11 protein-coding genes are annotated in these 15,102 nt (G+C 59.9%); 2 read left to right on the top strand and 9 right to left on the bottom strand.

What is annotated here, in order from left to right; all coding sequences use genetic code 11:
• Positions 1–2: 2 nt before the first annotated feature.
• The 4 genes from F3I47_RS18870 to F3I47_RS18860 all read right to left on the bottom strand — a co-directional run bounded on the left by F3I47_RS18870 (position 3) and on the right by F3I47_RS18860 (position 5,060).
• Positions 3–1,670, bottom strand: coding sequence for a ShlB/FhaC/HecB family hemolysin secretion/activation protein (locus F3I47_RS18870; protein ID WP_150029794.1), 1,668 nt, complete (start codon positions 1,668–1,670; stop codon positions 3–5).
• Positions 1,671–2,064: 394 nt separating this feature from the next.
• Positions 2,065–2,220 (bottom strand): hypothetical protein, encoded by a 156-nt coding sequence (locus tag F3I47_RS22385; protein WP_009089509.1) that lies wholly within the window; start codon positions 2,218–2,220, stop codon positions 2,065–2,067.
• Between the two features lie 138 nt (positions 2,221–2,358).
• Positions 2,359–3,471, bottom strand: coding sequence for a beta-propeller fold lactonase family protein (locus F3I47_RS18865; RefSeq protein ID WP_150029793.1), 1,113 nt, complete (start codon positions 3,469–3,471; stop codon positions 2,359–2,361).
• Between the two features lie 179 nt (positions 3,472–3,650).
• Positions 3,651–5,060 (bottom strand): EmmdR/YeeO family multidrug/toxin efflux MATE transporter, encoded by a 1,410-nt coding sequence (locus F3I47_RS18860; RefSeq protein WP_046102103.1) that lies wholly within the window; start codon positions 5,058–5,060, stop codon positions 3,651–3,653.
• A gap of 464 nt (positions 5,061–5,524) precedes the next feature.
• Here F3I47_RS18860 and F3I47_RS18855 point away from each other — a divergent pair, with 464 nt between their 5' ends.
• Positions 5,525–6,979, top strand: a complete 1,455-nt coding sequence (locus F3I47_RS18855; protein ID WP_046102104.1) for an AMP nucleosidase — start codon at positions 5,525–5,527, stop codon at positions 6,977–6,979.
• Positions 6,980–7,878: 899 nt separating this feature from the next.
• Here the strand turns inward: F3I47_RS18855 and F3I47_RS18850 are convergent.
• Positions 7,879–9,177 carry an NCS2 family permease gene (locus F3I47_RS18850; protein WP_223812758.1) on the bottom strand — a complete coding sequence of 433 codons (1,299 nt, stop codon included), beginning with the start codon at positions 9,175–9,177 and terminating at the stop codon, positions 7,879–7,881.
• 431 nt (positions 9,178–9,608) lie between these two features.
• On the opposite strand from F3I47_RS18850, the gene F3I47_RS18845 reads away from it, so the two are divergent.
• Positions 9,609–10,352, top strand: a complete 744-nt coding sequence (locus F3I47_RS18845) for a response regulator (protein ID WP_009089499.1) — start codon at positions 9,609–9,611, stop codon at positions 10,350–10,352.
• 178 nt (positions 10,353–10,530) lie between these two features.
• On the opposite strand, the gene F3I47_RS18840 is transcribed toward F3I47_RS18845, so the two are convergent.
• The 4 genes from F3I47_RS18840 to F3I47_RS18825 all read right to left on the bottom strand — a co-directional run bounded on the left by F3I47_RS18840 (position 10,531) and on the right by F3I47_RS18825 (position 14,977).
• The gene (locus F3I47_RS18840) at positions 10,531–11,214 is read right to left on the bottom strand and encodes a D-lyxose/D-mannose family sugar isomerase (RefSeq protein WP_150029791.1); all 684 of its coding nucleotides are present in this window, start codon (positions 11,212–11,214) and stop codon (positions 10,531–10,533) included.
• A gap of 230 nt (positions 11,215–11,444) precedes the next feature.
• Positions 11,445–12,383, bottom strand: coding sequence for an ABC transporter substrate-binding protein (locus tag F3I47_RS18835; protein WP_046102116.1), 939 nt, complete (start codon positions 12,381–12,383; stop codon positions 11,445–11,447).
• An 88-nt stretch (positions 12,384–12,471) separates the two neighbouring features.
• Positions 12,472–13,452 carry a ribose ABC transporter permease gene (locus F3I47_RS18830; RefSeq protein WP_009089493.1) on the bottom strand — a complete coding sequence of 327 codons (981 nt, stop codon included), beginning with the start codon at positions 13,450–13,452 and terminating at the stop codon, positions 12,472–12,474.
• A gap of 10 nt (positions 13,453–13,462) precedes the next feature.
• Positions 13,463–14,977, bottom strand: a complete 1,515-nt coding sequence (locus F3I47_RS18825) for a sugar ABC transporter ATP-binding protein (RefSeq protein ID WP_150029790.1) — start codon at positions 14,975–14,977, stop codon at positions 13,463–13,465.
• Positions 14,978–15,102 lie beyond the last annotated feature (125 nt).

The raw sequence follows: 15,102 nt of genomic DNA, 5'->3' as shown, positions 1-15,102 counted from the left end.
TTTTAGAAAACGAGTCCAATACGTGCGTAAACGCTGAGGCGATCGGGCGCCAGGTAGTCGGGGTAGCTGACGGGAATGCCCAGCGACAGCTGCGTGGAGACATGAGCGTTGCGGGTACCCAGTCCCAGCGAACTGCCCCACAACGTGCCGGCAGCATAGCGATCCTGTCTGTCGCTCTGCAGCCATCCGCCATCCAGGGCCAGCGTGGAGCTGACTTCACCAATCACTGGCAGCGTAAACAGCGTGTAGTTGAGTTCGTTGCGCAGGTAACCGCCGACATCGCCGGAGAGGTATTGCTCTTTGTAGCCGCGAACTGAGCTTTCACCGCCTATCGTCAGGCGTTCGCTGCCATAGAGGCGATCGGGCGACCACTGGGCGTAGAGGCTGCTGAGCCACCACATTTTCTGCGTCAATGGTCGCTGATAGCTGCTGCTGACACTCCACTTGCGGAATTGCGCTTTGGGGAGATCGTCGCGTTTACCGCTGTCGCTTTCGGCATCGAACCACGGCATCCCGCGGCTCAGCATCGGATTAAAGGTTGCCACGCCGCCTGCCACTTTTTGCGTATGATTCACGCCGAGTTGCAGACTGGTGATTTTGCGGCTGCTGCTCTGAAGCAGTGTCTGATTCAGCCAGTTATGGCTGACATAGTGGCTGAGTCCGACCTGAACACCGGTTTTGATCTGTCCATTACGGAACAGGACCCACGAACCGCTGAGGCGGTTTGAGATGTTATCGCCGTTGCTGTACCAGTCGAAGCTGTTCGCATTGAAGCGGCTGTGGTAGTTGCTCCAGCTGTAGCTGTAATCCAGCAGCCCGTAGCCATAAGGCACGCTGACACCTGCCTGAAAATTCTGCGCGTCACGCCAGTCGCTGAACGCACTGCTGCGACCGCCGCTCACAAACCAGCGATCGGCCAACCCCAGAAGATTGTTACCCACCAGCGAGGCGGAAAGCTGGCCGACACCCGTGCTTCTCTGCCCGCTGTTATCCATATTCACTCCCAGCGTCAGCGGAAATTCAGGTTTACTGGTCAGATTAACGATGGAGTAGCCGGGCTTAGTCGACGGGATGATCTCAATCTGCACCGGCTCTGTGCGGAGGCGGTTGATCTGCTCCATGCCCTGTTCAATATCACGCAAATTTAAAATACGACCGGCCAGGCCCGGAAAGGCCATTTTCAGCTGGTGTGAAGGGGCACCCTGCAAACGAATTTCTTCCAGCCTGCCTTCCAGCACCGTAATCGTTAACACTCCGCGGGAGAGATTCTGTTCCGTCAGAAAAGCCCGGCTGGTGATATAGCCGCGCTGGACATACCAGTCCGATATTGCGCGTACCAGCTGGTTAATGCGTTCCAGCGTCAGACACTGATTGATATAAGGCGCGACCAGTTTCGCCTGCTGCGCTGGCGTGATTAAGGTGGCCTGTTGCAGGATAATCTGGCGAATATCAAAGCAGGGACCGCCGACCTGCGCGGGCTTACTTTGAGGCAGTGCCACCTGATGTGACTGCGTTAACGCATCGCGCTGCTGCTGATCCTGTTGCAGACGCTGCTGCTGCTGATTCTGAATAACATCATGCTCGCCGGGCGTGACCGGCGCCGCCATGACGTTGCTCATAAAAATACTGGCTCCGAAAGCCAGCCACATCCCTGTCTGCGGCATTTTCATCGAAGGTTTAACAACGCTAATTGTAAGTTTTGTGTAAGGACAGGTGTGCAGATTAACACCTTAATAATCAGAAGTTCCTTATTGACTTAAAATAAAAACCTCTTAGTGGCAAAAGTAAAACTGGCAGTGTAAAAACATTCGTTAAGCCAAATTTTCAATGTGCCTGAGACATTATTTACAAAGGGTGTTTTTTCGAGTGTTAACGATGTGAATGTAATCAGATGCGGTTGTGAAGGAATATCGATGCAGGATGTCTGCTTTAAGTAACAGTGCTGAGGATTGTGTGGGATTAAAGGTGGTTTCGCTCAGGGATGCGGGCGGAAGTCATTGCCGCTTTTAAAACGCAAAAAGGTCCGCTCAGTAAGCGGGCCTTTAACCGGGAAGAGAACAACCGCTATTTTTCATGGTAGCGATGCACGGCCGGGTAATATTCCAGCCCATAGAGCTGGCTCAGCGGCAGCAGCAGTTCGACGTTAATATCGCGCCCGGCATCATCCGCCGCAGGGCCGCTCAGCAGTTGTTCAAACCAGGCTTTCAGTTTCTGTTTCATCTCAGACTCTCCGCATCAGTTGATGCCCTGAGTAAACCCGCTTATCCGCCGGATCTGAACCAAAAATTTCTGCACTGCTTATGCCGGAACTGGCATAACGCGCCCTGCCCGGCCAGCCACCAACCGGATGGCGCCGCTTTACTGCGCGATGAGCGTAACCCAGTTAGCCCCTTTACCGGCGGGAGCTTCTGACACCCGTTTCAGCTCGCCGCTGGCGGGATCGATGGCGTAGCTGCTTATCACTGCGCTTTTCTCTCCACTGACGATCAGCCATTTTCCCTGTGCATCAATCGCGATACTGCGCGGCTGTTTTTCCACCGGCCAGCTGCCGATCAGCGTTAACTCACCAGACGCTTTATCGACCCGGTAGCCGCTGACGGTGCTGGATGTCCGCTCGGTCACATAGATAAAGTGCCCGTCTGGCGTGATTTGAATGTCTGCCGCCCAGATACGTGGCGTGGGATCGCTGTAGCCCGCCGGGCGCTGCTCGCCGTGCTGCAGGTTATAGCGCTTCGCCACCGCATTCGGCCAGCGCTTCAACGCCGTCAGGGAGCCATCCGCCGCCCGCCGGAACTGGGTGATGGTGCCGCTCATCTCCGCGAGGTTATAGACGAAGCGATTATCCGGTGAGATCACCGAATGCCGCGCCCCGCTGTTTTTCTCGCCCTGAACGAACCCTTTACCCAGCGGGGTGATGACGCCATCGTCACTGAAGGCATACTGCAGCACCCGATCGGTCCCCAGGTTGCCGACGTACAGGGCGTGATTGCTGACGTCGGTGATCACCGAATGGGCGTGCGGCCCGGTCTTCACCTTCCCCGTGACCTGCTCCGTCACTCTGCCCTGGCTATCGATCCGGTTGCTGGTGACGATATCGCTGTCATAGGAGGCCGCCAGCAGAAAGTGACCGCGCCTGTCGGTGGTGATCCACGGAAAACTGGCCGCGACCGGTGTCACCGCCATTCTCTGCAGGTCGCCATGCGGACGGGTCACGCGCCAGCTGACGATGGCGTAAGGCGGGCTGCGCAGTGCGCCATAGAGGTGCTGGCCATCCGGGCTGGCCGCCAGCGGCATAATCTTTCCCCCGGCGGGGGTCTCGCCGCGCCAGTGCAGGCGGCCAGTTGCCTCATTAAGCACATAGCGGGAGACGGTGCCCGACTCCGCATTCGAAATATAAACAAAGGTCGTTGCCCATACTGACGGGCTACAGAGGAGCGGCAGAAGTGCCAGCGCCGTTTTAAAACGGTTCATAAAATCACCTTTCTGATTATCGGGTCCGGGCATCCGAATGACGATAGCCAGGCCGGGCGCGTCGCGCATTGTGCAACTGTCTGAACGGTAGCGTAAAAGTCTGGAGATGTGACGGCGGAAGTGTTTCAGACCGGAATGCGCCACGCCTTCCCCCCAGCGGAGAAGGCGTGAGAAGACCGCTAGCCGATTTTAGCGAGCATCTGACGATAGCGATCGAGCCACTTGCCGCTGTTGAGTCGCCACCAGAAGAAGACGCCGCGCACCGTCCAGTCGAGGAACATCCCCAGCCAGACGCCGGTGACGCCCATGCCCAGTTCAATGCCGAGCAGATAGCCCGCGACCACGCGCGCGCCCCACATACTGAACATCGACACGTACATGGTGTAGCGCGCATCGCGTGCGCCTTTGAGTCCGGCGGGCAACACCCAGGAGGCGGCCCAGAGCGGCATGAACAGGGCGTTGAGCCAGAGCAGGTGTTTCGTCACGCTTATCACCTCGGGATCGCTGGTGTAAAAGCGCGCCAGCAATCCGGCCAGCGGCACCGTCATCAGCGCTATCGCGCTCAGACAGATCGTCGCCAGCCAGAAAACATGCCGCACCTGGCGCTCCGCCTGAAACACCTGATTTTTACCCAGCCGGGTACCGGTAATAATGGTCGAAGCAGAACCCAGCGCATTGCCCGGCAGGTTGATCAGCGACGCCACCGAGAAGGCAATAAAGTTACCGGCAATCTCGCTGGTGCCCATCCCGGCGACAAAGACCTGAGTCAGCAGTTTACCGCCGTTGAACAGCACCGACTCGATGCTGGCAGGCACGCCGATACCTAAAACTTCCATCAGGATGCTGCTGTTCCAGCGCCGGAAATAGCTCGACAGGGTGATTTTCAGGGAGGCGTTAAAGCCGATCATCAGCACGTAAATCACGGCGATTGCCCCGATATAACGGGTAATGGTCAGCCCCAGCCCGGCACCGATAAACCCTAAACCGTCCCAGGAGAAGCAGCCGTAGATCAGCACGCTACTGATGATGATGTTAAGGATATTCATGCCGCCGTTAATCAGCATCGGGATTTTGGTGTTGCCTGCGCCGCGCAGCGCCCCGCTGCCAATCAGGGTGATGGCGGCAGCCGGATAGCTCCAGGCGGAGGTCTGGAGGTAGCTCAGCGCCAGCGCTTTGACTTTGGGTTCGGCCGATCCCGCAATCGCATCAATAATCAGATGCCCCCAGAACTCGATGGCGATCACCAGTACGAAGGCGAGTATCGTCATCATGGCCAGCGACTGACGCGTGGCGGCGCGGGCGCGCTTGCCGTTGCGTTTAGCCAGGCTGAACGCCACCACCACCGTGGTGCCGAGATCGATGGCGGCAAAGAACGAGATGATCACCATGTTGAAGCTGTCGGCCAGGCCCACGCCCGCCATCGCCTCTTTGCCCAGCCAACTGACCAGGAAGGTGCTCAGTACGCCCATCAACAGCACACAGGCGTTCTCGAAAAAGATAGGCACTGCTAATGGCGATATTTCACGCCAGTAGAGCGTGCGATAAGCGCGACGTTTCGGGTACCACGCCGTGCGCCTGATCGCCTGCATCACTGCTACGCCGGGATTTTGCAAAGGATTACCAAATCAGAAGAGACTGGACAGGAGTTCTAATGATGATAGTGGGCAGAGAAATATGCAAAGTCTTTCCGGGACAAATTAATCATCGTTACAAACTTTTTCGGGCTGTCACGGCATTTTCTGCCCCGTCGCCCTGCCCGCTGTAGCAATCCTGTTTATTTCCCCGACGTTACGAACGCACAGCGCGCGCGAGCGGGTACCCATTCTGCCCTCTTTTCGCCTTTATAATGCGGGCAGCGTAAACAAAACCCCGGCCTGGATCGTGAAGATTTTCTTATGGGCTTTCAGCGCCGCTGACGGGCGCATCCGGCCACGCTGTTCAGATTATCCGCCGGGTTCGCGCAAAAAAAAGGCGATCACACATTCTTCACCAATCTCTGCAACAAACCCGCTAAGCTTGGGGCAAACTGCGGAAAAAAATGGAAGGAGAAACCATGCCGACATTACGGAAAAACCTGACCAGCCAGCAGGCGCTGGATGAACTTGAACGCCTTTACAGTGGCGCGGTCGATGCACTGCGTGCGGCGATTAAAACCTTTACCGAAAACGGCACGCTGCCCGATGCCGACGCCCGGGAGCAGGGACTGTTTGTTTACCCGGAGCTGCGCATCACCTGGCGCGGTGACGGCCCGCAGCAGAATCGCACGCGCGCCTGGGGACGCTTTACGCATACCGGCAGTTACAGCACCACCATTACCCGCCCGGCGTTGCTGCGCCACTACATTGCGGAACAGCTGGCGATGCTGGAGAAGGAGTATGAGCTGGAGATTGACGTGGTGCCTTCCCGCCAGGAGATCCCCTATCCTTACGTGATTGACGGCTCCGATCTCTCACTGGATCGCACCATGAGCGCCGGAATCGCACGCCACTTCCCGACCACCGAGCTGTCGCAGATTGGGGATGAGACCACCGACGGGCTGTTCCACGCCGACGCTCAGTTTCCGCTCTCCCACTTCGACGCGCTGCGCACCGATTTCTCGCTGGCCCGTCTGCGCCACTACACCGGCACCAGCGTTGAACATTTCCAGCCGTTTGTGCTGTTCACCAACTACACCCGTTATGTTGATGAGTTTGTCCGCTGGGCGATCGAGCAGGTGCGCGACCCGGAGACACCCTACGACAGCCTGGCCTGCGCCGGGGACGTGGTGCTGACGGCCGACACGGCCGACAGCGAGGCGATGCTCTCCGATCTCGCGTGGAAGAAGCACCAGATGCCCGCCTGGCATCTCACCTCACCCAACCGTCGCGGCATTACGCTGATAAACATCGGCGTTGGCCCGTCGAATGCCAAGACAATCTGCGATCATCTGGCGGTCATGCGCCCGCACGCCTGGCTGATGATTGGTCACTGCGGCGGTCTGCGCGAAAGTCAGCGGATTGGCGACTATGTGCTGGCTCACGCCTATCTGCGCGACGACCACGTGCTCGACAGCGTACTGCCGCCTGACATCCCGGTGCCGAGCATCGCCGAGGTGCAGCGTGCGCTGTATGACGCCACCAAAGCGGTGAGCAACATGCCGGGAGAAGAGGTCAAACAGCGGCTGCGTACCGGCACCGTGGTGACCACGGATGACCGCAACTGGGAGCTGCGCTACTCTGCGTCGGCGCTGCGTTTTAACCTGAGCCGCGCGGTGGCGGTCGATATGGAGAGCGCCACCATTGCCGCACAGGGATACCGGTTCCGGGTGCCTTACGGCACGCTGCTGTGCGTCTCCGATAAGCCGCTGCACGGTGAAATCAAGCTGCCGGGTCAGGCCAACCGTTTCTATGAAGGTGCGATTTCGGAGCATCTGCAGATTGGTATCCACGCGGTAGAGCTGCTGCGCGCCGAGGGTGACAAGCTGCATTCGCGGAAGCTGCGGACGTTTAATGAGCCGCCTTTCCGGTAAGTGTTGCTGCCGGGGGGTGTTCGCTGCGCGAAGGGGGCTTGAGGGCGGTTGCTGCGCGAGCGGAGTCTGAGAAGATTTCGTTCGGCTGGTCGCCTGGGCTACTGGGTTCGCTGCGCGAAGGGGCACTGAGCAGGTTTCGTTCGCCCAACAGGTTGGGCAGTTTCAGCTTCGCCTCTGCAGGCGACCGACAAGGGGGCGCCAGTCGCCGCGCCCCCTTGACCCCGCGCTCCGGCCTGCCTCACCGCCGCTTCGCGGTCCCCTCGCTTCTTCCGGATTTCTCACGGACCGGCAGGACGCGCCATCCATGGCGCGAACCTGCCTCTTCGCGACATCCCTGTCGCTCGTCCTGAAATCCCTCATCCGCTCAGCGGCTCAGACGGCCTCCCTCCCCGCTGTTATCTCTTCTTCTACTGTTAAGAACTTTACTGCGGTGAGTTTTAAAGAATGTCTTTGGCTTCGGTGCAAACAGACAACGCTCCATTCAGGAGAAACGAAGATATCAAAGGCGGGGGTGTGGGAGAGGCATCCGGCGCGCTGAGGAACAACCGGAGGCCAGGATGAGCCGACAGGACGTCGGCGAGAGGACGGCACGAGCCAGGGATGGCGAGTCCGGACGGTCCGTCGGCCGCAGGGCGTGACGAAGGCACCCCGCAACGCGGGGCGCGGAGGCTGCCGGACGCAGGGATTGTTAAGGGGCGGGCGTCCGCCCCTTGACGCGTCCGCCTGCACGGGCAGGCTGAAACTCCCTCACGCATGGCGGGCGAAACCTTCTCAGAGCCAGCCCACCGCCAGGTAATAACTCTCCTATGCCCGACAGGCGAAACCCGCTCAGAGCCACCCCACCGCCAGGTGATAACTCTCCACCGCCGGGTGAAACGTCCCCGGCCGCCAGGCCACCATCAGGCGCTCAGCCAGCCCAGCTTAATTACAAACAGAATCGACAGGATAATCAGCGCGGCATTGACCTCTCTGGCGCGACCGCTCAGCAGTTTCACCAGCGTCCAGGTAATAAATCCAAAAGCGATACCGTTGGCGATGGAATAGGTCAGTGGCATGGTCAGCGCGGTAACCGTCACCGGGGCAGCAGTGGTGATATCTTTCCAGTCAATATCCGCCAGACTGGATGTCATCAGCACGGCCACAAACAGCAGCGCGGGCGCGGTGGCATAGACCGGCACGCTGGAGGCCAGCGGCGAGAAGAAGAGCGCCAGCAGGAACAGCACGGCGACCACGATCGCCGTCAGGCCCGTGCGGCCACCCGCACTCACGCCCGCCGCCGACTCCACATAGCTGGTGGTGGTTGAGGTGCCCAGCAGTGAACCAAACAGCGCAGCCGCACTGTCAGCAATCAGCGCACGGCCCATCTTCGGCACGTTACCCTGCTCATCCGCCAGACCGGCGCGTTTGGTGACGCCCAGCAGGGTGCCGGTGTTATCAAACACATCCACAAACAGGAAGGCAAAAATCACGCTGACCAGGCCGACGTTAAACGCGCCAGCGATATCCAGCTGCATAAAGGTCGGTGCAATCGATGGTGGTGCAGAGAAGACTCCGGCAAACGGCGACAGGCCGATGCCCATAGAGATGAAGGTTACCAGCAGAATACCGATCAGCACGGCACCGGTTACGCGACGCGCTTCCAGCACCACAATCACCACAAAGCCAAGCATCGCCAGCAGCGGACCCGGTTTTGTCAGATCGCCAATGCCCACCAGCGTCGCCGGGTTATCGACCACAATGCCTGCGCCTTCCAGCGCAATGATCGCCAGAAACAGGCCAATACCGGCACCAATCCCCGCGCGCAGCGGCAGCGGAATACTGGCAATAATCCACTCACGGATTTTAAACAGCGACATCGCAAAGAAAATCACTGCCGAGAGAAACACCGCACCCAGCGCAACCTGCCAGGTGTAGCCCATGTGCAGTACGACGGTATAGGTGAAGAAGGCGTTCAGCCCCATGCCCGGTGCCAGTGCAATCGGGTAGTTAGCGATCAGCCCCATCAGCGCACAGCCAATCGCCGCCGCCAGACAGGTCGCGACAAATACGGCGCCCTTATCCATGCCGGTCGCGCCCAGAATGCTCGGGTTAACAAACAGAATATAGGCCATCGCCAGAAAGGTGGTGATCCCGGCGATAATCTCGGTACGAACCGTCGTGTTATGCGCTTTGAGTTTGAATAGTTTTTCTAACATCATCATCTCTCGATACAGGAGACCGCACCGGTGTGGGTCTCGCTTGCCAAAGGGGGTTGCATGCTGATTATTCTGTTTTCGGGACGCGGATACCGGCCGCTGCATACTGACCTGCCGGAATCGTCTGAAATCCCTGACTGACCCACTGCCCAAAGCAATTGCCATGCCACTTACCGACGCAATCGATTACCTGGCAGAGCCGGATGCGCCTCAGAGAATTCCGAACCAAAACGAGGCGCGATTATGGTGCAATGCACCGAGGATGCGCAATCGTTTTCCTGCCTCCCTGTGTCACCCCCGCAAAACTCTGCGCCAGCGCACGCTTCCGCACACTCACGGGCGAGGCGTGTCACGTTTCAGCACGCTGCCTCAGCGCACTTTTCTGGCCTGTGTAGACTCCTGAATTAACTCTTTCGTAACATTGAGGCCGCGCCATGAAGCCAGCGATTTTGGTGGTGGATGATGATCCTGCTGTCTGCGACGTCCTGCAGGATGCGTTAGGTGAACATCAGTTAAAGGTCTACTGCTGTCATCAGGGAAAAGAGGCGCTGCTGATGCTCAGCACGCACCCGGAGATCACGCTGGTGATGCTGGATATGATGCTGCCTGACACCAACGGACTGCTGGTGCTGCAGCAGTTGCAGCGTCAGCGTCCCGAAGTACTGGTGATCATGCTGACCGGTATGGGTTCCGAAGCGGAGATGGTGGTCGGCCTGGAGATGGGCGCCGATGATTACATCGCCAAACCCTTTAATCCGCGCGTGGTGGTGGCGCGAACCCGGGCGGCCCTGCGGCGCGGCGGACGCCCTGTCCAGAGCGAACCGGAACCGGCGGGCTGGCGATTCGGCGGCTGGCAGCTGGACGACAGTCGCTGCCAGCTGTTCAATCCGCAGCGCGAGCTGGTGCCGCTGACCCAGGGCGAGTTCAGCCTGCTGCGGGCGCTGGTGCGTCACGCCCGCAAGGTGCTGACCCGCGATCAGCTGCTGGAGCTGACCCACAGCGAAAGTCTGGATGTGTTTGACCGCACCATCGACGTGCTGATCATGCGCCTGCGCCGCAAAATCGAAATCAACCCGCATCAGCCCGATCTGATCCGCACCATTCGCGGCCTGGGCTATGTCTTTTCGGCTGACGTAATGAAACCTGAAACCGCCCCGCGCACCAGCCAGATCGCCTGAGTCGCGCTGCGTCCTGGCAATGTCGCCGCCGTGGCGGCGGATGTGGGCGATGAAAGTCTGACGCAGTTTACGCGCGAGTACGCACGGCTGTCTGGTGACCCGCCTGCCCGCAGTATAAGAACGATGAGGCAGCCCGCTCCCGGCGACCACGCACAGCGATGATCAGCGTCAGGAAGGGTCAGGTAAAGCCGCGGGCGTAGTCATTACAGAGCAGCCAGCGCGGCGCTTCATCCTCCTCAAGCGGATTGAAGCGGGCCAGTGGCGTCAGGAACACGTTGTCGTTTTCGTCATCATTGGGCATCGACACCTCGCCCACCAGCACGTCGCCAAAACCCGGTTCGCCCCAGAAGCTGTGCCAGAGGCCCGCCTCAAGGGTCACGCTTTCACCCGGTGAGAGCCGCAGCTGCGAACCCGCAGCGTGGGTCTGGCGCAGACCATCCAGCGACACCGTGACCGGCGAGTCGGCCAGTGCCGCGCCGTCGCGGTTATGCAGTTCGACAATCAGATTCCCGCCGCCGCGATTGATGATGTCTTCCATCTTGCGCGGATGATAGTGCATCGGCGTCAGCTGCCCGTCGCGCACGTGCAGGATCTTCTCCGCATAGGGTTTGTGCCAAGGCTGTCCGCCGGGCGAACCGTTGCGCAGCGTAAACAGCGTCAGCCCGGTCTGCAGAAAGTCGTCCGCGCCAAAACTGGTCAGATCCCAGCCCAGCCGCAGTGCCAGAATCTCCGCCATCGAGTCAGGTGACTGCGCCCGCCACTGACCTGACCCGAAATCGGCCCACGGCGGCAGATGCACATCCTGCTGGCGGAAAAATTCGCGTGTCTGCTGCAGGTAGTGATTGACCTCTGAACGTTGCATGGTGGCCTCCTGAGGGTGCTGACAAAGACTGCCCCGGTTAGCTGCAGGACAGAGCCTGCGCAGGAAACACGGTCAGATCGGAAAGTCGTTTAAACCATCCCTGGCCACTCGGCCCGCGCCGTCCCTGGCGCGGGACGCTTTCCTCCTCTGCCCGTGTTCCCTGCGCGATAAAGTTATGCGTAGCTGGCAGATTCAGTCTGAAGCGGCACCCGGAGGCGCCGCCCTGCGCCTTATTTCACCGTCCAGCCCTGATAGCTGCCGATGTTGTCACGATCGATTAGCTTCACCGGGATCAGCACCGGCTTTTCGGGTGCCGGTTTGCCCTGCAGAATGTCGTAGCCAATCTCCACCGCCTTCGCCGCCATCACCTGCGGGTCCTGCGCCGGGGTCGCGACAAACAGGGAGTTTTTGCGCTTCAGCGCCTCTTCACCATCCGGCGATCCATCGACGCCGACGATAAAGAACTCGCTGCGCTGCGCCTGTTTCGCGGCTAAATCCGCGCCGATGGCGGTGGGATCGTTAATGGCAAACACCGCATCAATTTTGGGGTTAGCGGAGAGCAGACCGGTCATCACCTCCAGTCCCCCTTCACGACTGCCTTTGGCGTTCTGGTTGTAAGAGAGCAGCTTGATGTCGGGATGGGTTTTCAGTTCGTTCATGCAGCCTTCAACACGGTTCTGCACCGCAGACACCGGCGGACCGTTGATGATCACCACGTTGCCTTTCGCTTTCAGGCGGTCAGAGATATATTTGCAGGCCATCGCGCCCGCCTGGGTGTTATCGGAGGTAATGGTCGCATTCGCCCCATCGGCCGCCACGTCGACCGCCACCACCACGATACCGGCATCACGCGCCCGCTTCACCGCCGGGGCAATGCCTTTCGAGTCGGCGGCATTGAGGATAATCATGTCCACTTTTGCCGCAATAAAGTTATCGATCTGCCCTACCTGCTGGCCGAGATCGTAGCCGCTGGAGACCAGCGTCACGTTGACCTTGTCCCCCGCCAGCTCACGCGCCTTCATCTCCGCCCCTTTAGTGATCTGCACGAAGAAGGGGTTAGCCAGATCGCCGACCGTGACGCCGATGGATTTGAGTTCTTTTGCCTGAGCCAGCCCGGCGCTGAACAGCGTTGCCGCCAGCAGCCCGGTTACAATCGGATTAAAACGCATAGACCTTCTCCTGCTGTTATCAGAGTGCCAACCGCTTAATGGCGTTTTTACAGAGACGGCGGCGACATCGCGCCTCCGCCTTTCAGCCTTAACTCACATGATGACGGGTACGGTATTTGTCGATCAGGACGGCGATGATGATCACCGCGCCCTTGATCACCAATTGCCAGAAGTAGGAGACGCCCATCAGCGTCATGCCGTTATTGAGCGTGGCGATAATCAGCGCGCCAATCAGGGTGCCGGTGATGGTGCCGATGCCCCCGACGAAGCTGGTGCCGCCCAGGATCACCGCGGCAATCGCATCCAGCTCATAGCCGACGCCGAGGTTGCCGTTGGCGCTGTAGAGACGGGAGGCGCTCATCAGACCGCCCAGCCCCGAGAGCAGGCCGCTCATGCCGTAGACAAACAGCAGCACCCCGCCCACCTTGATGCCGGTGAGTCGTGCCGCCTGAATGTTGCCGCCGACCGCATAGATATGGACGCCCAGCGTGGTGCGCCGCAGGATAAACCAGCAGAGGGCGATCACCGCGAAGGCAATCACAATCAGCCATGGCACCGGGCCGAGGTAGCCGTTGCCAATCCACTCAAAATTGATGTCGGAGTTGATGACCGTGGTGCCGTCCGCCAGCAGGTAGGCCGCACCACGCAGGGCGGTATAGGTGCCGAGGGTGACGATAAAGGGCGGCAGTCCAGCCCAGGCGACCAGCACACCGTTGAACAGCCCCATCACCAGACCCGCGCCCAGCGCCATCGGAATGGTCATGGAGGCGAGCATCGGGTCGAGCGAGGCCACCAGCGCCACCACCGCTGTGGTGCCGAGCATCGACCCCACCGACAGGTCGATGCCGCCGGTGAGAATGACAAAGGTCATCCCTGCCGCCAGGACGATATTGATCGACGCCTGACGGGTAATGTTCAGCAGGTTCGCTTCGGTAAAGAAGTTGGGGGTAACGAAGCCAAAAACCGCCACGATGAGGATCAGAATCGGCAGGATCCCCACCGTCTGCAGCAGATCGCCCATCAGGGCGCGTTTCAGCGTGGGCGCGGGGGTGCGGGCCAGTTGTGTCATGGTGATCTCCTCAGATTTCGCCTGCTGCTGCGCTGTGCGCACCGGTTGCCAGCGTCATAATATTTTCCTGACTGATGTGGCTGCCCTCCAGCTCACCGACGATGGTGCCTTCGTGCATCACGTAAACGCGGTCGCTCATCCCGACCACTTCCGGCAGTTCGCTGGAGATCATCAGAATCGCCACGCCCTGCCGCGCCATCTCCTGCATCATGCGGTAGATCTCGCTTTTGGCCCCGACGTCGACGCCGCGCGTGGGCTCATCCAGGATCAGGATGCGCGGGCCAATCGCCACCCAGCGTGAGATCAGCAGCTTCTGCTGATTCCCCCCGGAGAGGCCGCCCGCCCGGACCTGCGCATGCGGCACGCGGATATTCAGGGAGGCAATCGCCTCGCTGGCGATGGTCTGCCCTTTGCGGCGGTTGAGCATGCCGTAACTGGCATCCCGCTCCAGCGTCGCCATCACGATGTTCTCCTGCGCCGCCATCTCCAGAAACAGCCCCTGCTCTTTGCGGTTCTCGGTGAGGAAACCGATGCCGCGCGCAATCGCATCGCGCGGTGAGAGGATGGTGACCTTCTCGCCGTCGATCCAGATCTCGCCCTCCTTCGGCTTGTGAACGCCGAAAATCAGCTGCGCCAGCTCGCTGCGGCCTGCGCCGACCAGCCCCGCCAGCGCCACAATCTCACCGGCGCGCACCGCCAGGCTGCTGGGGTGCACTTTGCCGCCGTCGGTCAGGTGATTCACCGCCAGCCGGATATCACCCAGGGGAATCGACCGGTCTTTATTAAAGAGATCGCTGAGCGGCCGTCCGACCATCATCCGCACCAGTTCACTGGCGTTGAGTTGATCGCGCGTCAGGCTGCCGACATACTCGCCGTCGCGCAGCACGCTGACGCGATCCGACAGCTCATACACCTCCGCCATGCGGTGGCTGATGTAGATAATCGCCATCCCCTCGCTGCGCAGCCGTTTGATCAGCGCGAAGAGCTGTTCAGTTTCGCGGTTTGAGAGCGCGGCGGTCGGCTCATCCATCACCAGAATGCGGCTGTTGCGCTGCAGCGCCCGGGCGATCTCCACCTGCTGCTGCTCGGCAATGCTGAGGCGGCTGACGCGATCCCAGGCGCTGAACTGCGCGCCGAGCCGGTCGATTACCCGCTGCGCCTCCTCCGCCATCTGCCGCCGCTTCACCAGCCCGCCGGGGGCGATTTCGCTGCCGAGAAAAATGTTTTCCGCCACCGTCAGGTTGGGGGCCAGGTTAATCTCCTGGTAAATCAGGGTGATCCCGGCGGCCAGCGCGGCTTTCGGCCCTTTCAGCGCCCGCGGTTCGCCTTCGATCAGAATCTCTCCGCCGCTGGCGCTGTAGGCCCCGGCCAGAATCTTCATCAGGGTACTTTTGCCCGCGCCATTCTCCCCCATCAGCGCATGGACCTCGCCGGGCCAGACCGTGAGATCCACCCCCTTCAGGGCATAAAAGTTGCCGAAGCGCCGGGTAATGCCGCGCATTTCCAGTATCGGTGTGGCTGTCATCGCCTCGCTCCTGCGGACTGTGGATAGCCGTCAGTTAAGCAACGCCAGATAAACGGAAAATGTCAGCGGCCATTCATATTTGTCATATTCACCCGGCTGCCCGCTCCTATACTCGGCCCATCGTT

The sequence above is a fragment of the Pantoea sp. M_10 genome (assembly GCF_008631515.1).
Taxonomy (GTDB): domain Bacteria; phylum Pseudomonadota; class Gammaproteobacteria; order Enterobacterales; family Enterobacteriaceae; genus Pantoea; species Pantoea anthophila.
This window is presented reverse-complemented; position numbering and strand designations above follow the sequence as displayed.

Coding starts and splice junctions, on each gene's coding strand:
- F3I47_RS18870 (WP_150029794.1), bottom strand. CDS start 1,670: ATGAAAATGCCGCAGACAGGGATGTGGCTGGCTTTCGGAGCCAGTATT.
- F3I47_RS18845 (WP_009089499.1), top strand. CDS start 9,609: ATGAAGCCAGCGATTTTGGTGGTGGATGATGATCCTGCTGTCTGCGAC.
- F3I47_RS18825 (WP_150029790.1), bottom strand. CDS start 14,977: ATGACAGCCACACCGATACTGGAAATGCGCGGCATTACCCGGCGCTTC.
- F3I47_RS18835 (WP_046102116.1), bottom strand. CDS start 12,383: ATGCGTTTTAATCCGATTGTAACCGGGCTGCTGGCGGCAACGCTGTTC.
- F3I47_RS18850 (WP_223812758.1), bottom strand. CDS start 9,177: ATGATGTTAGAAAAACTATTCAAACTCAAAGCGCATAACACGACGGTT.
- F3I47_RS18865 (WP_150029793.1), bottom strand. CDS start 3,471: ATGAACCGTTTTAAAACGGCGCTGGCACTTCTGCCGCTCCTCTGTAGC.
- F3I47_RS18860 (WP_046102103.1), bottom strand. CDS start 5,060: ATGCAGGCGATCAGGCGCACGGCGTGGTACCCGAAACGTCGCGCTTAT.
- F3I47_RS18840 (WP_150029791.1), bottom strand. CDS start 11,214: ATGCAACGTTCAGAGGTCAATCACTACCTGCAGCAGACACGCGAATTT.
- F3I47_RS18830 (WP_009089493.1), bottom strand. CDS start 13,452: ATGACACAACTGGCCCGCACCCCCGCGCCCACGCTGAAACGCGCCCTG.
- F3I47_RS22385 (WP_009089509.1), bottom strand. CDS start 2,220: ATGAAACAGAAACTGAAAGCCTGGTTTGAACAACTGCTGAGCGGCCCT.
- F3I47_RS18855 (WP_046102104.1), top strand. CDS start 5,525: ATGCCGACATTACGGAAAAACCTGACCAGCCAGCAGGCGCTGGATGAA.